General features: G+C 49.0%; 26 protein-coding genes. 17 read left to right on the top strand and 9 right to left on the bottom strand.

From position 1 onward, the window contains the following. Nucleotides 1-7: 7 nt before the first annotated feature. Together MTH_RS09700 and MTH_RS09770 are read right to left on the bottom strand one after the other, a co-directional pair. Complete coding sequence (locus MTH_RS09700; protein ID WP_158296336.1) at nt 8-292, bottom strand: GAF domain-containing protein; 285 nt, start codon at nt 290-292, stop codon at nt 8-10. After that, nucleotides 229-1,518, bottom strand: coding sequence for a GAF domain-containing protein (locus MTH_RS09770; protein ID WP_158296335.1), 1,290 nt, complete (start codon nt 1,516-1,518; stop codon nt 229-231). Before MTH_RS09770 ends, MTH_RS09700 begins: the two co-directional genes overlap by 64 nt. Before the next feature lie 116 nt (nt 1,519-1,634). On the opposite strand from MTH_RS09770, the gene MTH_RS06785 reads away from it, so the two are divergent. From MTH_RS06785 to pyrB, 6 genes are all read left to right on the top strand, one after another. Further along, nucleotides 1,635-2,303: a DUF169 domain-containing protein gene (locus MTH_RS06785; RefSeq protein WP_010877030.1), complete on the top strand. Its 669-nt coding sequence runs from the start codon at nt 1,635-1,637 to the stop codon at nt 2,301-2,303. A gap of 2 nt (nt 2,304-2,305) precedes the next feature. Further along, nucleotides 2,306-3,103 (top strand): DsrE family protein, encoded by a 798-nt coding sequence (locus MTH_RS06780; RefSeq protein ID WP_048061046.1) that lies wholly within the window; start codon nt 2,306-2,308, stop codon nt 3,101-3,103. 10 nt (nt 3,104-3,113) lie between these two features. Next, complete coding sequence (locus MTH_RS06775; protein ID WP_010877028.1) at nt 3,114-3,434, top strand: DUF5400 domain-containing protein; 321 nt, start codon at nt 3,114-3,116, stop codon at nt 3,432-3,434. A 175-nt stretch (nt 3,435-3,609) separates the two neighbouring features. Then, nucleotides 3,610-5,826 carry a DEAD/DEAH box helicase gene (locus MTH_RS06770; protein ID WP_010877027.1) on the top strand — a complete coding sequence of 739 codons (2,217 nt, stop codon included), beginning with the start codon at nt 3,610-3,612 and terminating at the stop codon, nt 5,824-5,826. An 11-nt stretch (nt 5,827-5,837) separates the two neighbouring features. Further along, on the top strand, nt 5,838-6,569 hold the full coding sequence (locus MTH_RS06765) for a tRNA (adenine-N1)-methyltransferase (RefSeq protein WP_048061045.1): 732 nt from the start codon (nt 5,838-5,840) through the stop codon (nt 6,567-6,569). Between the two features lie 42 nt (nt 6,570-6,611). Further along, the gene (gene pyrB / locus MTH_RS06760) at nt 6,612-7,550 is read left to right on the top strand and encodes an aspartate carbamoyltransferase (protein ID WP_010877025.1); all 939 of its coding nucleotides are present in this window, start codon (nt 6,612-6,614) and stop codon (nt 7,548-7,550) included. Between the two features lie 24 nt (nt 7,551-7,574). On the opposite strand, the gene cdc6-1 is transcribed toward pyrB, so the two are convergent. Together cdc6-1 and MTH_RS06750 are read right to left on the bottom strand one after the other, a co-directional pair. Further along, nucleotides 7,575-8,723 (bottom strand): ORC1-type DNA replication protein Cdc6-1, encoded by a 1,149-nt coding sequence (gene cdc6-1, locus MTH_RS06755; RefSeq protein WP_010877024.1) that lies wholly within the window; start codon nt 8,721-8,723, stop codon nt 7,575-7,577. Nucleotides 8,724-9,528: 805 nt separating this feature from the next. Further along, entirely contained in the window at nt 9,529-9,984 is a 456-nt protein-coding gene (locus MTH_RS06750; RefSeq protein ID WP_231855277.1) for a DUF2299 domain-containing protein, read from the bottom strand. A 108-nt stretch (nt 9,985-10,092) separates the two neighbouring features. Between MTH_RS06750 and cbiB the strand changes: the two genes are divergently transcribed. The 3 genes from cbiB (at nt 10,093) to MTH_RS06735 (ending at nt 12,301) form a co-directional block, all read left to right on the top strand. Next, a complete protein-coding gene (gene cbiB / locus MTH_RS06745) occupies nt 10,093-10,986 on the top strand; it encodes an adenosylcobinamide-phosphate synthase CbiB (RefSeq protein WP_010877021.1) in 894 nt (297 codons plus the stop codon). Then, nucleotides 10,983-11,972, top strand: coding sequence for a cobalt-precorrin 5A hydrolase (locus tag MTH_RS06740; RefSeq protein WP_010877020.1), 990 nt, complete (start codon nt 10,983-10,985; stop codon nt 11,970-11,972). The genes cbiB and MTH_RS06740 overlap by 4 nt, the downstream gene beginning before the upstream one ends. A 74-nt stretch (nt 11,973-12,046) precedes the next feature. Next, nucleotides 12,047-12,301: a UPF0147 family protein gene (locus tag MTH_RS06735; RefSeq protein WP_048061044.1), complete on the top strand. Its 255-nt coding sequence runs from the start codon at nt 12,047-12,049 to the stop codon at nt 12,299-12,301. A gap of 118 nt (nt 12,302-12,419) precedes the next feature. Here the strand turns inward: MTH_RS06735 and MTH_RS06730 are convergent, their stop codons facing one another. After that, a complete protein-coding gene (locus MTH_RS06730) occupies nt 12,420-12,995 on the bottom strand; it encodes a class II aldolase/adducin family protein (protein ID WP_010877018.1) in 576 nt (191 codons plus the stop codon). 48 nt (nt 12,996-13,043) lie between these two features. Beyond that, on the bottom strand, nt 13,044-14,492 hold the full coding sequence (locus MTH_RS06725; protein ID WP_010877017.1) for a DNA-directed DNA polymerase II small subunit: 1,449 nt from the start codon (nt 14,490-14,492) through the stop codon (nt 13,044-13,046). Between the two features lie 154 nt (nt 14,493-14,646). Between MTH_RS06725 and MTH_RS06720 the strand changes: the two genes are divergently transcribed. The 4 genes from MTH_RS06720 to MTH_RS06705 all read left to right on the top strand — a co-directional run bounded on the left by MTH_RS06720 (nt 14,647) and on the right by MTH_RS06705 (nt 18,412). Next, complete coding sequence (locus tag MTH_RS06720; RefSeq protein ID WP_048061043.1) at nt 14,647-15,144, top strand: hypothetical protein; 498 nt, start codon at nt 14,647-14,649, stop codon at nt 15,142-15,144. 78 nt (nt 15,145-15,222) lie between these two features. Continuing rightward, entirely contained in the window at nt 15,223-16,278 is a 1,056-nt protein-coding gene (gene cobJ / locus MTH_RS06715) for a precorrin-3B C(17)-methyltransferase (protein WP_010877015.1), read from the top strand. A 203-nt stretch (nt 16,279-16,481) separates the two neighbouring features. Further along, nucleotides 16,482-17,045, top strand: a complete 564-nt coding sequence (locus MTH_RS06710) for a potassium channel family protein (protein WP_173402648.1) — start codon at nt 16,482-16,484, stop codon at nt 17,043-17,045. Between the two features lie 35 nt (nt 17,046-17,080). Continuing rightward, nucleotides 17,081-18,412 (top strand): magnesium transporter, encoded by a 1,332-nt coding sequence (locus MTH_RS06705; RefSeq protein ID WP_083750457.1) that lies wholly within the window; start codon nt 17,081-17,083, stop codon nt 18,410-18,412. Here the strand turns inward: MTH_RS06705 and MTH_RS06700 are convergent, their stop codons facing one another. Both MTH_RS06700 and MTH_RS06695 read right to left on the bottom strand, forming a co-directional pair. After that, nucleotides 18,413-19,198, bottom strand: a complete 786-nt coding sequence (locus MTH_RS06700; protein WP_010877012.1) for a hypothetical protein — start codon at nt 19,196-19,198, stop codon at nt 18,413-18,415. It lies immediately after the preceding gene. 48 nt (nt 19,199-19,246) lie between these two features. After that, nucleotides 19,247-20,149 (bottom strand): hypothetical protein, encoded by a 903-nt coding sequence (locus MTH_RS06695; RefSeq protein ID WP_010877011.1) that lies wholly within the window; start codon nt 20,147-20,149, stop codon nt 19,247-19,249. A 272-nt stretch (nt 20,150-20,421) separates the two neighbouring features. On the opposite strand from MTH_RS06695, the gene MTH_RS06690 reads away from it, so the two are divergent. The 4 genes from MTH_RS06690 to amrS are packed head-to-tail and all read left to right on the top strand — an operon-like array spanning nt 20,422 to nt 23,253. Then, nucleotides 20,422-20,820 carry a Zn-ribbon domain-containing OB-fold protein gene (locus MTH_RS06690; RefSeq protein WP_048061298.1) on the top strand — a complete coding sequence of 133 codons (399 nt, stop codon included), beginning with the start codon at nt 20,422-20,424 and terminating at the stop codon, nt 20,818-20,820. Next, complete coding sequence (gene cfbA / locus MTH_RS06685; protein ID WP_048061042.1) at nt 20,792-21,223, top strand: sirohydrochlorin nickelochelatase; 432 nt, start codon at nt 20,792-20,794, stop codon at nt 21,221-21,223. The genes MTH_RS06690 and cfbA overlap by 29 nt, the downstream gene beginning before the upstream one ends. Nucleotides 21,224-21,251: 28 nt before the next feature. Next, the gene (gene thiL, locus MTH_RS06680) at nt 21,252-22,235 is read left to right on the top strand and encodes a thiamine-phosphate kinase (protein WP_010877008.1); all 984 of its coding nucleotides are present in this window, start codon (nt 21,252-21,254) and stop codon (nt 22,233-22,235) included. A 10-nt stretch (nt 22,236-22,245) separates the two neighbouring features. Beyond that, complete coding sequence (gene amrS / locus MTH_RS06675) at nt 22,246-23,253, top strand: AmmeMemoRadiSam system radical SAM enzyme (protein ID WP_010877007.1); 1,008 nt, start codon at nt 22,246-22,248, stop codon at nt 23,251-23,253. A gap of 72 nt (nt 23,254-23,325) precedes the next feature. Here the strand turns inward: amrS and MTH_RS06670 are convergent, their stop codons facing one another. Continuing rightward, a complete protein-coding gene (locus MTH_RS06670; RefSeq protein ID WP_010877006.1) occupies nt 23,326-24,597 on the bottom strand; it encodes a UbiD family decarboxylase in 1,272 nt (423 codons plus the stop codon). Nucleotides 24,598-24,621 lie beyond the last annotated feature (24 nt).

Below are 24,621 nucleotides of genomic sequence, written 5' to 3'. Positions count from 1 at the left end.
TTATAACTTATAAGTTATAACTTTTCCTCTGGAGGGCGCTTCCAAGCTGAAGCCCTATTGATGAAATGTTCTCAAGGCTTATCCTGTTGTAGGGTTTAACACTGTAACTTGCCAGGTTTAATATTCCTGTTATCTCCCCTGAAAACTTAATCGGAATCATTAGAATTGTTCTTATATTGTTTCTCCTTATGGACTCATGTATCATGCGGTATTCAGGCGACTCAGAGGTTATGTATATAACCCCCTCCTTCTCAATGGACCTCTCAAAGAGGTCTGTGAAGACCCCGGCCATGCACATTCTGCTGAGGGTTTCTGGCAGTTCCTCTGAACCCTGAGCTGGAGTTCCTTTTTCTCCTCCATGAGGTATATGCATCCCATTTCAAATTCCAGGGTTTCTATGACGGCCTCGATTGATTTTTCAAGCATTTTTTCCTCTTCCTCATCACTGTTTATGATTTCGGAAACCCTGTTCATGGCCAGAAGTGTTCTTATGAACTCATCCTTCTCCTGTCTCAGTTTCTCCATTTCTAGATACTCTGAGACCTCGTCGGCCACCATCTCTATGATTTCAAGGCTCTGTGAGGCTATGGAGTCCTCGGGGCTTCTGATTATAAGGGCTCCCCTCGCCCTTTCCTCTGTGATGAGGGGTACTGAAAGCATGAGACCCGAGTCATGCCTCCATGATACCGTCTCGAGGGTTTCAATGCTCCTGTAGATGAAGTATTCAAATTCAGTGAGATCCTCTGACTCAGGGTATTCGTAGGCCCTGCTGAACCCTGAGGCATCGCTTAGGACCACCGAAAGCTGTTTAAGGTCCATTATGGTGGATAATTCATCCCTTATTGAGTTCATAAGCTCTTCAAGGCTGCCAGAGGATGATCTCAACCTTGTGATTGTGAGGAGGACCTCAAGTTCATTCTTGGAAAATGAGGAACTTGCAAGGTCCCTTCCTATTATGACCCAGAAGTTGTTTACAGGTGTGACTGAAAGGCTGTAGTTCCTCCTTATCCCATCCCTTCCCCTCAGATCGACCTGTATCGTGCCCCGGGATTTCATTCTGTTCTCAATGAGGACCATGCTCTCCCGGTCCATGATGTCCCCAAGGCACTGTGCACCGGGGAACATTCTTCTGAAAAGGCCGTTGGATACTACTATGTCCATGAGGGTGTTTATGGTGAAGACGAGTTTATCAGGGTCATCTATTTTTCTTTCAAGTTCCAGGAGTTCCAGGAGGTTTCTGTGAATTTTTGATGCGTTTTTTATAAGCTCAGAATCTCTGGATGTGTCTCCAGTGTATTCCACAGTTCCCTCAAGGTCTCCCGCAGGCATCCATAGTTTGCTTCTGCCAACCGTCCTGTATGTTACAAGACCCCTGGCCTCCAGTATGTGAAGGTACTTGAGAACCGTTGCCCTGCTCCTGTTTATTCCACGGGTTATCTTGTCGAGCATGCACTCCTCTGGAGGATTTGATTCCAGGTAGGACATTATCATCTTCTCGGTTTCAGAGAGTTTCTCCACTGACCTCACCCCATGATAGCTATGGTATAACCATGAATTATAACTTTAGAGAAAAATTTAAATATTGGGTTTTTATACTTTATCGTATAGTTATACTATCATGTATAGGTGGTTGTATGGATTACAGGAAGATTTCAGAAGAACTTAAGGAACTCCTGGAAAATGGAGGGCAGCCCGTGGCTGTCAGGTTAGTCAAGAATGAGGAAATATCTGGTGAAAAGCTTGAAAAGAAGAGGCACTGCGAGTTCATACAGGATGCACGCTTAAGGGGTGCCTGTGGCTATGCAACTGCAGACGAACACCTCTGCAGGGGTGGCGCAGCGGTCCTTGGACTCTGCAGGGTACCACCCCAGGTTGCGGATGGAAGCCTGTACCATAAACTCGGAAACTACAGCACACTGGAAGCTGCTGCTGAAACCGTAGAGGCCGTTCCCGCGGTGAAAGGGGAATACCATGCCTCAGTCTATGCACCGCTCGAAGAGGCTGATTTCGAACCAGACGCCGTTGTATTCATACTTAAACCGGCCCAGGCGCTTAGACTCAGCCAGGCATACCTCCATGACAGGGGTGGCAGAATAAGCGGGGACTACTCAGGGATACAGTCACTCTGTGCAGACGCCGTTGCAGCTGTAAGGGAGAGGGGCATCCCAAACATGACAATGGGGTGTAACGGTTCAAGGAAATACGCCGGGATCAGGCCCGAGGAACTTGCAGTCGGAGTACCAGCATCTGACCTTGAGGGAATTGTGGAGGCCCTCAGAAAATTCAGGGAAAAATGGGGATAAAAATGAAATTAAACCTCAGGGGAGTAAACAGATACGCTGCAGCTATAATAACAGACAATATACTTAAAAATGGTGTTCAGAACCTCCAGCTGATCCTGAAGGAGGACTCTGAAGAGGTCAGGAGAGTTGCAGAGAAGCACCATATGGAATATTCTCCCAGAGAAACAGAAAAGGGGCTGGTGGTTAACATTTCACCTCAGGGTATTGAAGAGATAGATGTTACCGGAGAAACCTGTCCCGGCCCGGTTATAATCGTAGGGGATAGGCTCTCCTCAATGGAGCCAGGGATGAGGATAAAGATAAAATCAGAAAGCAGTGACGTGATCGATGACCTTGCACTCTCAGCTCCTGAAATGAAGGCAGAGGTCATTGAAAAATCGGCCAGCCACCTCATCCTTGAAAAAACAGATGTTAGCAGGGAAAGGGAATTTACAGGAAAGGATAAGGTACTCGTTGTCCAGAGCAACGGGACAGGGAATGCAGAGAGGGCCTACGCCACCTTCATATTCTCAAAGGCTGCCCTCAGCATGGGAAAGGATGTCACAATATTCCTCCTCATGGATGGCGTGAGCATTGCAAGGAAGGGTGGTGCAGCCGCCGTAAAACACCCGGCCTTCCCGCGGCTGGATGAACTCATGGCCGAGGTCATTGAGATGGGTGTTAAGATCTACGTCTGTGAAATGAGCGCCCAGTTCAGGGGGCTCAGAGAAGATAACATGGTCGAGGGCTGCAAGATAGCAGGTGCAGCCACGTTCATAACACTGCTTAGTGACCCGAGCTACGCAGTGGTGAACTTCTAGAGGTGATGAAATGTATCAGGTCATTATATTCGCACTCCTCTTTGCAGGAATCTCATCAGGTTTCATAACCTTCCGTATAATGGGGATGAGGATGGCGCCACACTTCGGAGTCCTTATCCTTGCCCTCATTGCAACGGCAGCAAATATCATGTCTGGCAATGTAACCCTGAATTACGTTGCAGTGGCTCTGCAGGTACTCACAGGGATTTCAGCCTACACACAGTTCCTCCCGGTTCTGAGGGACAGCTTCCAGACAGCTCCACTCTACGCCTGCCATCTGAGCACAGTCACCGTTGCTGCGGTGCTCGCAGCTGCCTCAGTCCCACTTTAACCTCCCTTAAATCTTTTAGACCGGTTGAACACGCATCATCCCCAATAAACCCCCATTTATTCCTTCTTTTAATCTCTTAAACCTCAAACTAGGAAGGCCAAAGCCTCAGGTAACCTGATTTTCAGCACTGAAAGGAACCTGAACCTTAAATAAATTGATGACCAGATAAAAGACCATGGCAAGGTACATAGAGCACCCCCTCATAAAGCCAGAGAAAATAGAGGCAAGGACCTATCAGCAGCTGCTGGCAGCAGATGTCATCAGAAAGGGCAACTCAATGATAGTCGCCCCCACAGCCCTCGGAAAGACGGTTGTGGCTGTCCTTGTGGCTGCAGAGAGACTCAGGAAATACAGGGGCTCAAAGGTACTCATCCTATCACCCAGCAAACCCCTGGCCATACAGCATGAGGAGAGCTTCAGGGAGTTCATGCTTGCAACCTGCACATCCCTTACAGGTAGCATAAAACCTGAAGAGAGAAAAGAACGGTGGATTAAATCCCAGATAATATCCGCCACGCCCCAGACAGTTGAATCAGACATCCTGGCTGGAAGATACGACCTCAGGGACGTCTCACTCATCGTATTCGATGAATGCCACCGCGCAGTTGGATCATACTCATACGTCTTCCTTGCATCTAATTATATACAGAACGCCAGGCACCCCCTCATACTGGGACTCACAGCGTCTCCGGGTGCAGATGAGGATAAGATAAAAACTGTCTGTGAGAACCTCTTCATGAATGAGGTTGTGGTGAAAACAGAGGGGGACCCTGATGTGCGCCCCTACCTCAAGCCCATAAAAATAGAATGGGTAAAGGTCAGGATGACACCGGAGCTTGAGGATATAAGGGAACTCCTTAGGAAGGTCCTTAAAAATCGCTTGAAGATGCTTAAAAACCTCGGTGTTATAGACACCATCAGTGTGGGTAAGAAGGACCTTCTGAAGGCAAGGGGCCGTGTCCAGAACAGGATAGCGCGATCAACGAGCCCTCCAAGGGCATGCTACAGGGCCATATCACTCCTTGCATCCTGTATAAACGTGGAACACGCCCTTGAACTTCTTGAAACACAGGGCATAAGACCACTCCACCAGTACCTTCTCCGGCTAAAGGAGAAGAAAACAAAGGCTGCTAAGGGTCTCCTGGCAGATCCAGACTTTACAAGGGCCATGCACCTCACAAGAAGGGCCATGATGTCAGGGGTGGAACACCCTAAACTTGACAGGCTAATGGAGATACTGAAAAGGGAACTTAAAGGAGATGAAGCAAGGATAATAGTGTTCACACAGTTCCGCGACACCCTTGAGGAGATATACCAGAGATGCAAACGTGAAGGTATCAACGCAGTTAAATTTTATGGACAGAACAGCAGGAGCGGAGAGAAGGGCCTCACCCAGAAACAGCAGAGGGATATAATAAAATCATTTCGCATGGGGAACCATGACGTGCTCCTATCAACCAGTGTCGCTGAGGAAGGTATAGATATCCCCTCGGTGGACCTTGTGGTGATGTATGAACCTGTTCCCTCTGAGATAAGGATGATACAGAGACGTGGAAGGACCGGGAGGAAGAGGAAGGGCCGCATGGTTGTCCTCATAACAGAGAAGACCCGCGACGAGGCATACTACTACTCAAGTATCAGGAAGGAGAGATCCATGAAGGAGAACCTCAGGGGCGGGTCAGTTAACGTGGAGGTTAACCCCATAATGGAACCCTCAGGGGAGGGACCCTTCATCTATGCTGATTCCCGGGAGGTCAACTCAAGGGTCCTCAGGGAACTCAAAAAGATAGGAGTGGATTTTGAACTCAAACCCCTTGCAGTTGGTGACTATCAGATAAGCGAGGATACTATAATTGAGAGGAAGACAACACAGGACTTTATTGGTTCAATTATAGATAAAAGACTGTATAAACAGGCAAGGGAGATGGTCAAAAACTTCAAAAGGCCTGTTATGATCATAGAGGGGGATGACCTCTATTCAGGATTCATAAACCCGGACGCCGTGAGGGGTGCCCTTGCAGCTGTTGCTGTGGACTTTGGAATACCTGTAATCCCCACGAGGTCAGCCGAGGATACCGCTGCAATGATAAGGAGGATAGCCATAAGGGAGCAGAGGGAAGGCAGGCCTGATATGCGTGTTCGCACGGATAAGAAGCCACTGACCCTCAGGGAGAAGCAGCTCTTCATCGTGGAATCCCTGCCAAATATCGGTTCAAAGTACGCTGAAAGGCTCCTGGAAGCCTTCGGATCAGTTGAAGGTGTTATGAACGCCTCAGAGAAGGAACTCCGTAGCGTGGAGGGTATAGGTGCAAAGAGGGCTTCGGAAATCAGGAGGGTCATTGAGGCAGAATTTAAGGGACCCGATGAAGCCACATATCAATTCAAGGAGTAAGGTGATTGGACTTGCGCATACTTATGGATGAGAGAGGTAAAAAATATCTCCTGGAAGAAGGAGAGGACTTTCAGAGTGACATGGGGATCATCAAAGCAGAAACCCTGGAGGATTCCAGGCCCGGGGATGTCCTCAAAACCCACCTTGGCAGGGAGATTTACGTCCTTAAACCCGGACTCTCAGATTACCTTGAACTCATGGAGAGGCGGTGTTCAATACTCCTTCCCAAGGACATAGGAATGATATGTGCATATACAGGGATAGTTGAAGGTTCAAGGGTTGTTGATGCGGGTACCGGTGCGGGTACAGTTGCAATGTACCTTGCCAATCTGGTGGGAGAATCAGGGCACGTCACAACCTATGAAATACGTGAGGACTTTGCTGAGATAGCAGAGAAGAACATTGCAGCCTTTGGATTCAAAAACGTGGAGGTCAAGAACAGGGATATAAAGGAGGGTATAGAGGAGGAGGACCTCGACCTGGTTTTCCTTGATCTGCCCAGGCCCTGGGAGCTGATGGAGGATGTCCATGATTCCCTACTCAGGGGTGGCTGGGCAGTCTTCTACAACCCCTACATTGAACAGGTGAAGCTGATACACAGGATAGGGTTGAAGGTTGGATTTGCAGATATAAGGACCTTTGAAACCATTGAACGTGAAATAGAGGTCAGAAAGCAGGGTACAAGGCCCAGAACAAGGATGGTCGGCCATACAGGGTATCTAACCTTCATGAGAAAGATTTAAGGAAGTTATAGGGTTATATATGAAAATCTGGAAGGGGTACTGATGTTTGAAAACGTTATCTCAATAAAGGATTTTAAGAGGGAGGATATCGAGTTCATCCTCAGGGAAGCCGAGAAGATGGAGCCATTTGCATCGGGAGAAAAATCCTCCAGCGCCCTCAGAGGAAAGATACTTGGCATGATGTTCTATGAGCCATCCACAAGGACACGTCTATCCTTTGAAACTGCCATGAAGCGTCTGGGAGGGGACGTTGTTGGATTTGCAGATACGGGGGCGACATCTGCCGTTAAGGGTGAGAGCCTGGCTGACACCGCCATGATGCTTTCAGCCTACTCTGACGCCATAGTTATAAGGCACAACCTGGAGGGTGCAGCACGTTACATATCAGATGTTGTGGATGTTCCAGTGATAAATGCAGGGGATGGTGCCGGGCAGCACCCAACACAGACCCTCCTGGACCTCTACACCATGAAGAGGTTCTTCGGGAGGATAGGTTCCCTTAGGGTTGCACTGGTTGGTGACCTCAAGTACGGGAGGACTGTCCACTCACTGGCCTATGCCCTGGCTGTTTTCGGTGCCAGTATGAGCTTCGTATCACCACCCGTCCTCAGAATGCCTGATAACATCATACATGATCTGAGGAGGGCTGGTGTTGAAGTTAAAGAGACAGAAAGGCTTGATGATGTCATAGATGAGGTGGATGTCCTCTACGTTACAAGGATACAGAAGGAACGTTTCCCTGACCCTGAGGAGTATTCAAGGATAAGGGGAGCCTACCACATAGATGGATCCACTGTGGCTGATAGGGACCTGATTGTGATGCATCCACTCCCAAGGATAGATGAGATATCCCCAGAGGTGGATTCCCTCCCACAGGCCATGTACTTCAGACAGGCGTTCTATGGTGTGCCGGTCCGGATGGCCCTCCTGAGGCTGCTGATAAGTGAGAGGAGAGGATCTGAAAACCAGAAGATAGTTTGAGCGGGATGGCTCTAGAAAAAAGCTTTAAACACCCCAGAGTGAGTCCTCCAGGAGGGAGGTTTCGCACTGCAGGTCTATGATATTTGTACGTCCCTTTCCCCTTCCCCGTGAAACAGTATTTGTGGATATGAGGCCGAGCATTTCAAGCTCGTTTATGAAGTCAAATATCCTCCTGTAGGAAACAGAGTCCCCCTTTGCTATTTCCTTGTAGACCTCATAAAGCCTTCCGGAGGTTATTTCCTCCTTCCTCTTTGTGAGGTAGAGTATGGCCTCAAGCACCCTCTGCTGCTGGCTCGGTAGTGTCAGTATTATGTCTGTGATCTTGTTGTGTTCTATGTAGTCCTTGGCCTCCCTCACAAAGTCCCCCAGGACTTTATCTGAGTCCCTTTCATCGGCAATTTCACCTGCTGTCCTGAGGAGGTCCAGGGCGTACCTTGCATCACCCTCCTCCTTGGCTGCCAGAGCTGCGCATAGGGGTATGACATCATCATCAAGGGCACCCTCCTTGAAGGACATCTTTGACCTCTCCTCAAGGATATCAACAAGCTGCTGGGCCCCATAGGGTGGGAAAACTATCTCCCTGTCCCTGAGGCTGCTCCTGACCCGGGGTTTTATGAATTTCTTGAATTCCACGTAGTTACTTATGGATAAAATGGAGACATTATCTGTCCTTGTGAGGGTGTACAGGAGTCCATCTCCATCATTTCTGAGGAGTATGTCTATTTCATCAAGTACGACCATGAGTATCATGTCCTGGCCAAAGGCGTTTTTCTTGAACATGTTCCTGAAGGTGTTCACGATTTCAGCCTTTGTCCAGCCACGGTAGGGGACATCACGACCGAGCTGCTGGCATAATCTTGCTATGACCTGGTACTCTGTTGTGTAATCTGTGCAGCGGATGTATTCAGTCCTTATATTCACGTCACAGTCCTTTGATGCCTCCTTCAGCTGTTTCATGGCAAATTTTGCAACGGCAGTTTTCCCTGTACCTGTTTTACCATAGATTGTAATGTCTGGAGGTGTCACTCCATTGAGGGCCTCGACCCAGTACTTGGCTATTGATCGTATCTGCTCCTCCCTGTGAGGTAATCTGTCAGGAAGGAACCTGTGATCAAGATATTTCTTATCCTTAAAAACAGATTCTTTGTCCCCTATCTCATCAAAAATGTTCATAGTACCACTTCAACTAAATTTTTAGAGAAAACTGCTGCATCAAATTTCAGTAAAGGCCCTAAAATCTGGATACAGTGAAATTCAATATCAGGATGACCTTTTCAGCTGGCAGCGCCCCGTACTACCATTCCCTGATTTGAGGGTGTGGTAGATTTCAAGTGTAAATTCTCTTATTCCAACTATTAGATAAAAGTTTTTATTAAAATCAGGTTGATCGATAATAATATATGTGGGACATCTATTTCAAGTGTAACCATCTGGATCCTCGATGGGAATTCATGAGGGATGAATTTCAAGTGTAAAAAATCCTGCTGTTCCTTATCCAGTTCTCTGATTCATGGCTAGATGTGGGAGACATCCATTTCAAGTGTAATCTGACCATGGTTCTGATGACCTGTAAGGGAGACATTCATTTCAAGTGTAAGTTAGTATTAATTGATCTCGATTTTTTGAGACATTCATTTCAAGTGTATTTAAGGTTTTTATTTTTCGCTCTGTAAACCAGGCCGAACCAGGAAAGAACCTTTTACAGTTGAACCTGATGTCACTATTTTAGACAAATTTTTAATAATAAAGTTACAGTTGAAATTGACCTCTCTCTGTTAAGCCTGAATAAAGTTTCGCTGGTTACAGTTGAAATTGACCTCTCTCACTCGGGCAACTAAACGAGAGAAAAAACTTTACACTTGAAACCATTGACCCACACCCAGAGAAACAGGAAACCCAAATGATTTTACAGTTGAAAGCCATCCCCCACATAAGAAAAATGGTTACAGGGAGTCCTTACAGTTGAACCGGACCTCCCCTAGACATACATGCTATCATGTTCTGGTCTTTCTTCACCGAAACGTTCCTGTATCATCCACATGACCTGCAGTTTTGCCCTGAAGACATTTTTTATACTTGAAATCAATCTGTCCTTTGAAAGGCCGTCGAAGAATATTTCATCTGTCACGAGGTAACTGTTAAGGACGTTTTCTGGATGGTCGAGCTGGAAATCAACCCCGAACCGGTTAAGCGTGAACCTGACCTTCCATATGAACTCAGTCCTCTTCTCCATGCTGAGCGCCCGGATCCCTGCCTGGTGCTCTGGACTGACACTGGTTGCGCAGGCTATGAGAATCATGTCATCCTTTCCGGCGGGCTGGATTATATCGATAACGTGATCCTCAGGGTAGTTCACAACATAGTGAAATCTGGCGTTTTCGTCAGGAACCTCCATGCGGAGGAACCCCTCTTCATCAAGCCATTTCTTGATCATTTCTTGGGACATGTTATCACGGCTATAACTATCTCCCTTCATGAATATATAGATAAAAATTATTACATGTCTCAGATATATAACAGAGCACAGTTAAAAGAGGAGTACATGAGTGAAGTTTCAGTCCTCCTGCTTGCTGTAATCCTTGACCTACTCATTGGGGAACCACCACACCGGCTTCATCCGGTGGTCTGGATGGGGTCAGCAGTGGAATGGATGCGGAACATCCTTGGAAACAGCCGTATATCCGGCATAATACTCACCATTGCAGTTGCAGCGCCCTTCACACTCCCCCTGTTCCTTATCAACCATCTTCAAGACCCCCTGAATCTCATTATATCCTCCATCTTACTTTCAGCGGTGATATCCATAAGGATGCTTGTAACCTCTGCCCTGGAGGTTGGAGGATCCCTCAAGGAGGACATTGAAGATGCCAGGAGGAAACTTTCAATGCTCGTCAGCAGGGACACCACTTCCCTCTCAGATGAACAGATAACCTCAGCGGCGATTGAGACACTCACAGAAAACATCACGGATTCGGTGACAGCCCCCATCTTCTATTTCATCCTCCTGGGCCTTCCAGGCGCCTTCCTCTACCGGGTGGTCAATACACTTGATGCTATGGTGGGCTACCTTGACAGCGAGAACAGAGACATAGGATGGTTCCCTGCAAGGCTGGATGATATACTCAACTACATCCCATCAAGAATCACCGGTGTCCTGATGGTCCCTGCAGCCCTCCTACTCGGCATGAACTGGAGGGGATCCTTCAGGATTCTTTTGAGGGACGCCCGGCGTACTCCAAGCCCCAACTCAGGTTTCACCATGGCTGCAGCGGCAGGGGCCCTTTCTGTTCAGCTGGAAAAGCCGGGCGTGTACGTCCTCGGGGATCCATGTGATGGACTGGACAATGAAAAACTTCTTGATGCCGTGAAGCTGAGTTCCCTGACCCTGATACTGTTCACGTTAGCTGCAGCAGGGGTAATGCTGGTGATACCATGATAGTTACAATACTCACACTAACAGAGAGGGCCAGAAGACTCGCAGGGGAGATGAGGGAGAAACTCCTCCGGGACCCGACTATTCTTTCGGTTGAAGTCATGCACCGGAACATGGATCTGGGGAATGTTTTCGCTGAAAGCGACATTATAGTGGGTATAATGGCTGCAGGTATAATGGTGAGGAAGATAGCACCACTGATCAATAACAAACTATCGGACCCTGGGGTCCTGGTTGTTGATGAAAAGGGGTCAAATGTTATAAGTCTACTTTCCGGTCATGCGGGGGGTGCCAATGACTTTGCAATTAAACTTGCAGGTCTGATAGGTGCTAATCCCGTTATAACAACATCCACAGACGTCAATGGCCTTGTTGGTATTGATACCTTTGCAGCGAGGTACTTCTACAGGATCCTTGACCCCCACCTTATCAGGCACTTCAACTCCTCAATTATCCAGGGGCACCGGGTTGAACTTCACTCCTCCAGGGACCTTGAGGCCCTGATTGATGATGATATGCGCAGAACCTACACCTATGTCCCGGAGGGGGACGAGGTTGTGAGGGCCCACTGCAACTCAAGGGTCATGAGGCTTGCACCCCTCAAGCTTTCAATGGGGATAGGGACAAGGAGGGGGGTTGGATCAGATAGAGTAATCGGTCTCATCAGGGAAACCCTGAAACTGCTGAAAATACCCCCCGAACGGCTTGATGCCATTGCAACAGGCTACATGAAAAGGGATGAGGATGGTATCAGGGAGGCTGCCAGGCTCCTAGGAGTCCCCCTTGAATTCATAGGGCCCCAGGAACTCAGATCCCAGAATACTCTCTCATTTTCTGATTTCGTCTATGAAAAGTTTGGTGTGGGAAGTGTATGTGAAGCAGCAGCCCTCAGCAGTGCAGGTAAGGATTCAAAACTTGTAATAAGAAAAACAAAGTCCTCTGGAGTTACAGCTGCACTTGCAGTTTCAGGGACACCAAAAGCTTTTTAACCCAGATGATATAAACCAGATTGAATATAAACATTATTCTGTATTCTTCAAGAATTCAGCAGGGAGGACTCAATATGAGTAACGAAACATTCAATCGCGTTTCTGAAATTTTAAGGCACATTATGGAAGACAACAGCGTCCCCAGGAACATTAGAAGAGCTGCAGAGGAATCAAACGAAATTCTGAATAACCCTGATGAGGACAGCACCGTCAGGGCCAGTACAGTTATATCCATACTGGATGAGATAAGCAACGACCCCAACATACCCATACATGCGAGGACGCTGGTCTGGGAGATACTCAGCGAACTTGAATCCATAAGGGAATAAAAAACTGTTTCTGAATTTTTCAGGGTTTTCCAGAGGTTAAGATAGTTTTACTATTTTTAAGTGATGATATCTTTTTCCTGGATTTTTTGAGGGTTCTGCCTGTGCACTTAAGTGCTGATTATTTTTTCATGGATTTCAGGGTCTCGGCTATGAACTGGGTCCTTGCAGACTCCTCAATGAATTCCGCCAGTAGAAGGGCGTCCCTTAAACCTTCACCTGCACATACAACTCCATGGTTCTCCAGGATGGCAGCATCCTCATCAACCATTACCCTGCCACATTCAGCTGCAAGTTCTCTGCTACCTGGCGGGTGGTACGGGACCATGGGTATGTAACCCCTCCCGAGACCCATGAATCCCTCCATCTTCTCAATCTGGACTCCTGCAATGGAGAAGGCCCTCGCATGGGGCGAATGGGTGTGCACTATTCCACCCACATCTGGCCGTGCCCTGTATACCTCAAGGTGGAGTCCCAGTTCGGATGATGGCCTCCCTCCCCTGATGACCCTTCCATTGAGGTCCACCAAAACGACATTCCTGAGTGAAACCTCCCCCAGGGGGACCATGGTCGGGGTTATGAAGACCCTATCACCCATTCTTGCACTCACATTTCCACCTATGCCGGATACAAGGCCGGTCCTGTAAATATGAAGTGAAACATCAACGACTTCTCTTACCGGGTTCAAGTGTATCACCTTGGATTACATCAACATACAGTTGCAGGGTTCAGGTGTATATAACATTCAGCTGAATTCAAGGAGTTTCATCACACCCCTGTTAAGCACCGGGACCTGGCCGCAGGTTGGGACGATGTTGTAGATCTTCTGGAACTCTGTCTGGGACTGGAAGGTCCCTGAATTTATGAGGTGCACTCCCTTGTACTTTTTGTAGGCATTTATGTGAACATGGCCGGTGTGGAGTACGTGTGGGACCTCATCGATGACCAGGTGGTCCTCTATCTCAGATGCCAGCGGTGTTCTCTCACCATATATCGGTGCAAGGTGCCTCTTCTCAAGGAGTTCCTCCATTATGAGGTCTGACCTTTCATGTGAGAGCCCGTTGACACTCATGGCCATGTCATCAAAGCTACGGCCATGGTATATGAGGGTCCTCACACCGTCAAGGCTCACAAGGGATGGGTTGCTGAGAAATTCTATGTTCCTGATACTGTAGAGGGACTTTGCGTATTCCTCGGGTATTGCTGGCTGGGGCTCCGCTATCCTTGAGGAGTCGTGGTTTCCCGGGATCATAACGATCTTTATGTCGCTCCTTATATCACCGAACAGCCTTGCAGCCTCCTCATACTGTTCATGGATGTCCCTTATAAGGAGTTCCTTTTCCTGTCCAGGGTAGATTCCAATGCCATCAACGATGTCACCCGCAACCACCAGGTACTTAACATCCGCTGCAAGGCTTCGCTGCTCCTCTGAACCGAAATCCCCGTTTATCCATTTCACAAATTTCATGAAGGCGTCCTCAAGGAAGGTCTGGCTTCCTATATGAACGTCTGATATGAAGGCAACTGAGAAGTCCATCTCCTTCTCCTGTATCCTGGGGACTCCAGGGTGGAATATCTCGGAGGCAACCACGAACCTTCCCTTCTTGGTTCCATGGACACCCACAACCTCATCCCTCACGATTTTCTCGGACTTCTCAAAGAGCTTATGGTTTTCGTTGTGCACAACAACACTGATTTCGCCGGTATCATCCTCAAGTTCAATAATCCTGTGATTGTTCTTGGTGTTCCTCACATCATTGACCATCCCGATGATGCTGACGACGTCCTCTCCCCCCCGGAGGTCAGCAATTGGAATATGGCCCTTCAGTTCAGGGCGCTTACTGAGAAGGTTCTTCAGGCTGCTGTAGCGGCTGTTGAAGTATGCGATCATGTCCCCTATCTCACCACTGGTGTAGGACCGGTTACTTGTATCACTTATCACCTCAAAATCGAAGTCCCTCTCCGCCGGGACCATGAGGGGACCCCTGGCCTTTATCTCCGCGGGGTTATCTATTTCAAAGAATTCATCAAGCATTTCAGAGGTTAAAACAGTGAATTTACCACCATTGCTCTTTATCTTAACTATGAGTTCTGAGGACACGCTTGCAGGATCATCCATTTCCCTGAGCCGGAAGTAGGCGTTATCCTCTATGAGGATCCCTTCCCTTGCAAATTTTCCGATTATCTCGTTCATTTTAATCCTTCACTGCCCTGTAAGGTGGTTTTTAACATCTAATTCAGAAAGTTTTAAAATGTGTGTGCAGTAAAATATTTTATTGAGTTCATATATTCTTTATCAAAATATTAATTTACCCTTTGGGTTTAATCACAGAGAAAAAGGTGATGCATTGCCAAGGATAATCAGACTCTTCCTCTTCCTCATCATGTTCCTGGCCTTCTTTGAGGTGGGACTTATAAGCTCATACACCCTTGTAACGTCAAAGCCCCCGGACATAGAAAAACTCCTGGAGATGCAGATAGACACGGTCTCATCCTTCCTTGATTCCGGTAAAAACATAACCTCCACGATTACCGGAGGCCCCGAGGAGGTCAGAATAATAAACAATGCAGACGTTTCAGATGCCCTTAAAGCCAGGACGGGACTGGATGGTATAAACATAAAATCCCTCAACGCAACAACCACCCAGGATACCTCCCTTGAGATGATTGAGATCAATATAACGGCGACAGGTTACCGTGAAAACCAGACCGGTAAGGGCCAGATAGTGATAAGACCAACTGAACAGTTCAGTGTAATTGCAGCTGCAAGGGCACAGACAAGGTCCTCGGGGGTCTGGGTCGATGTGAAGACCCTGAGGATTTTATCTGTGACAAGGATCTACTGAGTCTGTCATTTGCGACAGCTTCATGATCAGTGTCCTTCTTAGAGGGATTTAATCAAGTCTTAGGCGGTTGGTGGCTTCATGATCAGGATAATAGGAATTGGACCAGCAAGGGATGATATAACCATAAGGGCCCTGAGGGCCCTGGAGGATTCTGACGTCGTTATAGGGTATGCGAGGTATATCCGCCAGATAGAGGACCTCCTTGATGGAAAGGAGGTCATAAGGAGTGGTATGGGGGATGAGATTGAGAGGGTGGAACTTGCAATTGAAAAACACCGCGAGGGCCTTGACGTCGCACTTGTGAGTTCAGGGGACCCAGGTGTTTACGGCATGGCCAACGTATTCTTCCAGATATTTGATAAATATTCAGGCATCGAATTTGAGGTCATACCCGGCGTCACAGCGGTTAACTACGCCGCATCAAAGCTGGGAGCACCCCTCCACGACTTCGCGGTTATAAGTCTGAGTGACATCCTGACACCACTATCTGAAATAATGGCAAAGATCAGGGCCGCCGCAGAGTCCGGGATGATAATAGCCCTTTACAATCCACTGGGAAAGAGGAGGAAGAGGCCCTTCAGGGAGGCTGTTGAAATACTGAGGTCTCTGCTGCCCCCTCAGACACCGGTTGGCATAGTAAGGACCGTGGATGGGGCCCCTGATGTGAGGATAGTGGACCTTGAATCCCTTGACGAGTCCCTTGTGGACATGTCAACAATAGTGCTGGTGGGCAACGTAACCACCTACACAAGGGACGGTCAGATGATAACACCAAGGGGCTACGCCGTGGAGACACCCCTCCATGAACTTGCAAGGGAGTTCTACGAGGAAAATCCACTGGGAAAAGCCTCGGGTCCAGATGAAAACTGTGAGTTCTATCCCTGTCACTTTGAAGGCCAGAACTGTGCATTCTGCTACTGCCCCTTCTACCCATGTGCGGAGGGATCCACAGGCGGGCGATGGATAAGGGACCGGGGGGTGTGGAGCTGCCAGGACTGCACATGGATACACACAGACAGCGCAGTTGAATGCGTGAAGAGGAGCCTGGGGGATATAATTTCAGGGCCAGATGATCTCATGGACAAAAAGAGGGAGCTCCTGAAACTCCGTAGAGAGTGCCTGATGAGGGGATGATCACTTTAAGTAATGCAGTTCAGGCATCTCCAGGTTATTCATAAAGGAGTATCTTGAAGATCTCACTGGCACCTGATTTTGGATGATCTTCATGAGCACCCGCGTCCCTCACAGCAACATATTTATTTTAATTTATCCAATATCAACCCACCAGCCCAGGAGGATGAAAGTTGTCTAAGAGTGTTAAGGATATCCTCATTGAGATGAAGAACCTTTCGGAGCTCATGGTGGATCTTGCATACTCGGCACTGCTATTCAACAGCAGGGATGCAGCTGAAGAAGTCATAAAACTTGAGAACAAGGTTAACAGACTCAACTATGAGATAAAGAAGGAATCTCTTCTTGCAGCAAGGTCTGTTGAGGACGCTGAGGAGCTTACAGCCCTTCTTGAGGTGGGTGAAGCTGCTGAGAGCATTGCAAACTCGGCCAAGGATATCGCCGACCTGGTGCTCAAGGGAATAAAGCCCCATCCGGTCTTCAAGATGGTCATGGAGGAGTCCGACGAGATCATCGTCAGGGTCACCATTGAGGAGGGATCCGAGCTCGCAGGGAAATCCCTGGGGGATCTTCTCCTTGCAACCAGGACTGGTATGAGGGTTATAGCCATCAGGAGAGGTGAGTCCTGGATCTATGGACCCGACAGGAACACGGTGCTGGCAGAGAAGGATACACTCATTGCCAAGGGGAACGAGGCGGGAGCAGAGCTACTGTTTGCACTGGCAAAGAATGAGATGACCCTTGAGGATATTGGCTGCAGTATAGAATAGTGACGGGATGATGGAAATGTTAACAGGTGATATTCATGAAGAGAAGAGAAAGATTGCTGAGGATGACTCGGATCCTGCTTCAGTCCCTGCTAACATTCACCGTGAACATCTCCATAGCAGCCTCAAGGGGATGGGTAAGGGCATTTAACCTATCAAGAAAGTTTGGCAGCTTTTTCAGGGATTCCAGGAGGATTCTCGGGGAAAGCTTCGTGGCCCTTTTCATCTGTGCAATCGGGGACCTTATAGCCGGCATATTCCTCGGTAAGATGTCCCCAATGCTTGAATCATACCCGGGTCTCCTTGTACTCATACCCGGGGCCATAGGTATGAGGGGTAACATCTTCGGAGCCCTGGGCTCACGCCTTGGATCTGGCCTCCATATCGGTGTGCTCTCACCTGAACTGCGAAGATCAGATGTCCTTGCAGATAACATTGAGGGGACCATCATACTGACGGTGGTCATGTCGCTCTTTCTGGGCTTCATGGCATGGATCTTCTGCCAGCTCTTTGGCTTTGAGAGCATGGGGATAATGGACTTCACGGTTATCTCGGTCATCGGGGGTATAATATCAGGGGCTTTTCTGCTCCCTGCAACGGTCCTCATATCCCTTAAGAGCTATGAAAATGGATGGGACCCGGATAATGTCACCACACCCCTGATTGCAGCTTCAGGAGATCTTTTCACCCTACCATCAATATTTGCAGCCCTCGCAGTCCTTGAGATGGTCAGGAACGGATTTTTTGAATGGATACTCTTTGCCATATTCCTTTTGATAGGTGCAGCCGGACTCATAGCCGGCTTCAGGGGGAGATACGATCTCAGGAAGATTATCAGGCAGAGTGTACCTGTCCTCCTCATATGTTCGGCCCTCGGAACAACTGCAGGTACAGTTCTGAACAGTAAACTGTCATTTATACTGGACAACCCGGCAATACTGGCACTTGTACCTCTATTTTCAGGTGAAAGCGGGGACCTGGTGAGTATACTTGGTGCAAGGCTCTCCTCAGGGCTTCACTCAGGTATAATTCCAGCATCCCTGAGACCCCACGGGGAGGCCCTGAGGAACTTTGGGATAATAGCTGTACTGTCCCTCCTCATATACCCTACCATAGGGCTTCTGGCCCACCTTGTAAGTGATTTCCTTGGCATAGGGTCCCTGGGCCCCTTCAGTATGGTTCTCATAAGTTCCATGGCCGGGTACATGCTCACACCATTCCTCCTTCTTGTGGGCTTCTATCTCAGCTCGGCATCATACAGACTCAGACTTGACCCTGATAACATCGTGATCCCCCTCTCAACGAGCATGACGGATCCGGTGGCAAACACTTGCCTGGTCATAGCCATTATAACAATCATGGGTCTCTGATCAGAAGGGAGCTGTTATGACCTCAAGGACGCATGGCTGGACCCGGAAGTAGTCTGGTGACATGAGATAATCCCTGCTGCCGCGGGGAAGGGCCACAACGGACACCCACCCACCTCCATGTACGTGCAGCCATGCCACGCCCTCACCGGTCAGATTGAGTTTAACACTCCCATATATGAGATCCACCTCATCAATGTGGCTGTTCCCTGTATCCAGCATCCATGAGCCCTCCGGGCTGTCAGAGATCAGATAGTAGTCCAGTGAACTGTTAAATCTAAAATTCATGCAGGTCCAGTTCTCCGGGTGTCCGCAGGGACAGACAGCCTTCTGGAGTTTTATTACATGGCCTGAGAGGAAGTTGCAGTTAACGGGTATTCTCATCACTGAGATCTCATCCCCGCTGATGTTTTCACCTGCGACCAGGGGCCTGATGCTGGAGTTGATGGGTCTCAGGACAAGCTGCACCCTCATACCCTGGAAGGCCCTGCCAAGGAGTTCCGGCCTGCTCTGTAGTTTCCTGAACTTTTCATAGGATATCGTTCCCCTCTCACCGGGCACTGCAAGTCCAGGGGATTTACAGGCGCTTACAGGAATTTTTTCCCAGCTGGGCGGATCCCCTGGAGTGCTTACCAGGATATCAGCTGCAGCAGCGGCTTTCTGATTCACATGACCCTCCCGGAACTCCTCGCTGAGGCGACTCTCCTGCATGTCCACAAGTTCTGCAGATGTTCCCAGGATAAGGGCCACTATGATCAGTGAAAGCAGAAAGTCAGTTGACAGTATCATGGTTTCCCCATCCGTACTCTGGCGAGGGCAGAGGGCTGGCCGGGGTTATCATTGTCTTCTCACCCCGTACTTTGTCATGTGACCTGCGTCCAGGTAAATGATGAATCCTGAGATGTTCAGTGCTTCGCCAGTGTATTTTTCATTAAAGAGGACGTGGTCAATGGATACCGGGGCCTCTCCTAATTCCTTCGACGGGATTATGAATGTTTCAAGCCCCATGTGTGGGCAGGATGTTTTTCCCTCCAGTCTGCAGAGGTAACAGGCACCATCCCTGCTTTCATGGTAGTATCCATTGAGGATGCAGGCATGGACCCCCTCAGATCCATGGGAGGTGTAGGGTTCGTAGGGGCATCTTCTTATAATGAGGGGCCCCTTTGCATTGATGTAGGCTCCACCATCCACGCCACTGGAGTTAAGATACTCTGCGAGGGCATCACCATATTCTATTGTGGTGTTACTGTGTTCAAGCCTCCCGAGGACCCTGAAGGGCAGCGGATCCGGGAGTCCATCAACCGTGACCCTCACAGAAAGGTTCTCAGCGTGTTCAATGTTCCCTGCCCGTATTTCAAGTGTTGAGTTGACCTCAACCTGAAAGGGGGCCTCTGTTCCTTCAACCGAATTCACCCTGCAGCTTGCATTGACGTTCCTGTGGCTTCTGCATAGACGGTCAATACGCTCCTGCACTCTCTCCCTGACCAGATCCCTGACATCATCTGAGGGAAGGGTCCCATTGATGGCCTCCCCTGCGGTTTCATTGAGCACATCCATTGTTATGATGGGGACGTTGTCCCTGATGTCCCATGCAGCACCCTCTACACAGGCTGAAAGTTTTCTCTCCATGTTCATGTCACTGTGTGCTTCACCGAGACTCAGAATCATGGCCGTGATTATGATTACGGGTATCATCAGCAGTAGGGATGCACCTGCCATGACGTATCCACAATCATCCATAATATCACCAAATGAAAATTAAGTATTACAGATATAAAAATATTACCTAAATATTAATAAAGTATTATTAATTCTTTGTGCTGGAGAAAATGAATATGGACCCATTTTAGGACTAAAGGACGCCCATAACACATTAAAAAGTAGCTGCGAGCAAGAGGGATCTTTATTATTCCCTCAGGGAGGCAGTGATTTAAATATCAGATGACCGTATGATTTAATTATAATGAACCAAGATAGATAATGAAAAGTGATTACTGTATGGAGGTTACATGATGACAGAAACCGTCAGGACATGGCGCCATATACCCCAGCGCTACAATCTTACAGGATCAAAATGTCTTCAGTGCGGGAATGTTTTCTTCCCCAGCAGGATAATATGCCCGGAATGCAGACGCAAGGGCAAACTCGAGGAATTGAAGTTCAGCGGGAAGGGAAGGATACACAGTTACTCCGTCATAAACACCCCCACCGACGAGTTCAAGGACATAGCCCCCTACGTGGTGGCCATAGTTGAACTGGAGGAGGGTGCAAGGGTAACAAGCCAGATAGTTGACTGCGACCCTGATTCAATAGAAATAGGTGATGAGGTCGAGATGGTATTCAGGAAGGTTAGAGAAGAGGGCGAGGATGGAGTGATATCCTATGGATTCAAATTCAAACCAAAAACCTAAGATAGGCGTTCTGCTGGTGGGGCACGGCAGCCGCCTCCCCTACGGTGAGGAGGTTATAAACGGCATAGCTGACATCTACCGACAGGAGGCCGACCACCCCGTTGCAGTGGGCTTCATGAACATGTCAAGACCATCAATACCCGAGGCAATAAATGAACTTGCAGCCATGGGTGTTGAGAAGATCATCGTCACACCGGTTTTCCTGGCCCATGGAGTGCACACCAAACATGACATACCCCACATACTCGGCCTTGACAACGGTGCCGAAGGCCACCATCACCATGAACACGAACATGAGCATGAAGAATTTGAATTCGATGGTGAGATAGTCTATACGGAACCCCTCGGCGCTGATCCAAGGATAGCCGAGATAATCAGGGACAGGGTTAAATCAGCAATTTAACTGTTCCCATCCAACTATTTTTGATAAAATGCATGATAGAATATCCTCCCTTGGAGAAAAAAAGCTCATATCCAGGATAATATCCAGAGCAAGATCAGTTTTCGGATCATCAGAGGTCATGGGCCTCGGGGACGACGCAGCCCTCATTGATGCAGGGGAAGAGTTCCTGGTACTAACCTCTGACCTCCTCCTTGAGACCAGACACTTCCCTGACCCTGAAAGGCCACGGGACATGGGCTGGAAGACAGTCACTGTTAACATGAGCGACCTTGCTGCAATGGGCTCTAGACCTGAAGGATTCATCCTTTCGGTGGCCCTACCCGACCTTGAACTGGAATTCTTTGACTCCCTCATGGATGGCGTGATAGAGGCATGCTGCCACTACCAGGCTCCACTCATCGGAGGGGACACAAACGAGGCCGATGAGATAATACTCTCAGGAACAGCCATCGGGCGGGCTGAAAAGGACATGGTCCTCATGAAGTCCGGGGCCAGGCCAGGGGACCTCGTGGCTGTCACGGGACCCCTGGGAGTTGGTGCAGCAGGGACAGAACTCATCCTTTCGGGTAGAGATACAGGGGGCTTTGAAAATGCGGTTGAGAGATCCCTCAGACCGGTGGCCCGCATAGAGGAGGGACTCATCCTTGCAGAATCAGGTCTGGTATCCTCGGCCACCGACATAACCGATGGCCTTGTAAGTGAGCTCGGGGAGCTCATGGATGCAAGCGGGACAGGCATGAGGATATATGAGGATAGGCTGCCCCTGGGCAGGGAGGTCCCTGAAATTGCATCCATTCTCGGCAGGGACCCACTGGAACTCGCCCTATACTATGGAGAGGACTTTGAACTGGTATTCACAGCACCACCCACCGGGATGGAAGAACTCTCTGACATGATGGAGCTCCATGTAATCGGTGAGGTCACCGTTGGAGGTGGAATTGAAATGGTTGATAAGGATGGAGTTACATATAAACTTCATGTGAGGGGCTATGAACATCTCAGCCCCGGCTAGGGGGTATGCCATGAGGAAGGAAGCCATACTTTATGAAGGGGTCGATGACAGGCTCAGGTGCCTGGTATGTAACAGGAAGTGCCTGATACCTGAAGGTGGGAGGGGCTACTGTCTCACCCGTGAGAACAGGGACGGCAGGATATACTCACTCACCTATGGGGAGGTGTCATCGGCAGCCGTTGACCCCATAGAGAAGAAACCTCTCTTTCACTTCCATCCAGGGACCCTTGCATATTCACTTGGAAGTGTGGGCTGTAACTTCAGGTGCAGGTACTGCCAGAACTGGAGCATATCCCAGGCCAGGATAGACGAATTCCCCACAAGATACATTTCACCGGAGGAGGCAGTTGAAAATGCCCTCAGCGCCAGCTGCAGGTCCATAGCCTGGACCTACAATGAACCCACCATGTGGCTTGAATACACCCTTGACTCAGCGGAACTTGCAAGGGCCGAGGGTCTCTCGACGGTCTATGTGACTAATGGGTACATGAGCAGGGAGGCGCTTGACATACTGGGCCCCCTCCTGGACGCTGCAAACGTTGACCTCAAGGGAATGTCAGAGACCTTCTACAGGGAACTCTGTGATGCAAAACCCGGGCCAGTGCTTGAGAACATCATAAGGATGCATGATATGGGTATCCACATTGAGGTAACAAACCTCCTCATACCAGGATACAATGACTCAGATGATGATATAATGGCCCTCATAAACTTCATGGTCTCTGAGGTCGGAGTTAGGGTCCCGCTGCACTTCACGCGGTTCTTCCCACATTACAGGATGCAGGACGTGCCACCCACAGGAACTGACAGGCTTATGAGGGCGAGGGAGCTGGCACTTGAGGCTGGAATGAAGTACGTCTATGTCGGTAACCTGCCAGGCACCGATGCAGAGAACACCTACTGTCCGTCCTGCGGGGAGGTGGTTATAAGAAGGAACGGCTACATCACAGATACCTCTGGACTCGCTGATGGCAGATGCAGATCCTGCAACTCCAAAATTGATGTTGTTACTGACTGAATTAAGATTCAAGCGAATGATGATGTTTAACCATGAATTTATAACTTAAGGAAAAGGGGGTTGAGGCCCCGGTTACTCTGACCTGCTGACCCTCTGGAATTTTTCAGCTGAAGCAAGGGGCGCGGTTGCATCGACACCAACCTTGGTGGTGGTGCCATCAGGCAGTGCTGCAGGATCAAGGGATGAACCCCTGGCCCCTGGAACTATGAGGATGTCATCATCACCCTTAACCCTGGTTGCAATGGCATATTCAATTTCCTCAGGGTCAAGGACGTCTATATCCTCATCCACAACCACGACATGCTTCAGGGAGGGGTGTGCTGCAAGGGCAGCCATTATAACGTTCTTACCATCACCTTCAGTCTGTTTTTTAATTGATACAGCGGCGTGGAGCCAGCAGCACCCACCCTCCGTCAGAACAACGTTCCTTACAGTGGGGACTGTATTCTTAACGGCCCTGTATATCCTTGGCTCCTGGGGGAGACCCTGAAGGAGACGGTGCTCAAAGCCGGCTGGCAGAATGGCGTGGTACATTGCATCCTTCCTGATATGCATCCTTTCAAGGGAGATAACAGGTTCATCCCTTACAACATCATAGGTGTCTGTCAGATCAACAAAGGGGCCCTCCCTCTCCCTCACACCACAGAGTATACGTCCCTCAAGGATTATCTCTGCAGGGGGGACCTCCATGTCGACTCCCTCACATCTGACAAGTTCCAGTTCACCTTCATGGAAGGTGTTCGCCACCTCCATCTCATCTGCATCGATGGGTATGGAGGTGGTGGTGGCAAGGAGCGTTGCAGGGTCCATACCTATGGCTATGGCTATTTCAAGGTCCTCACCCCTCTCCTCAGCCTTCTGGAGGTAGGTGTAGAGGTGCCTGGGTACTATGCGGACAGCCAGCCTGTCATCACCGATGACCATCATCCTGTGAATTGAGGCGTTCCTCACCCCTGTATCAGGGTCCCTGGCAAATATGACCCCTGCAGTTATGTAGGGTCCACCATCCCTCCTGTAGTGCCTGAGGATGGGGAGCTCTGAGAGGTCAGCCCTCCCTGATCTGTAACCATCCAGTCCCCCCACGCTACTGATTGGGGTGGGGTTTTCCATGGCCTCAACGATCCTGTGGGTTATCTCATGGACCCTGCAGTTCAGGGAGAGGGCTATCTTCTCCCGGGTATTGCAGAGCCCTGATATGACGGGTATATCGGATTCCTTCAGGTTTTTGAGTATAACAAGGTCCCTTGGATGCTCTCTGAGTATGCTGGCAGCCTCGAAACTGGTTGATACCTCATCCTCAACCACCAGGGCCTCCTCGCCGATTTTATCAAGAAAGTTTCTCATTCAATCACCATCAGAAGTTATGGA

The sequence above is a fragment of the Methanothermobacter thermautotrophicus str. Delta H genome (assembly GCF_000008645.1).
In the GTDB taxonomy this organism is placed as follows: domain Archaea; phylum Methanobacteriota; class Methanobacteria; order Methanobacteriales; family Methanothermobacteraceae; genus Methanothermobacter; species Methanothermobacter thermautotrophicus.
The sequence above is the reverse complement of the archived record's forward strand: the minus strand, read 5'-3'. Positions and strand labels throughout refer to the sequence as shown.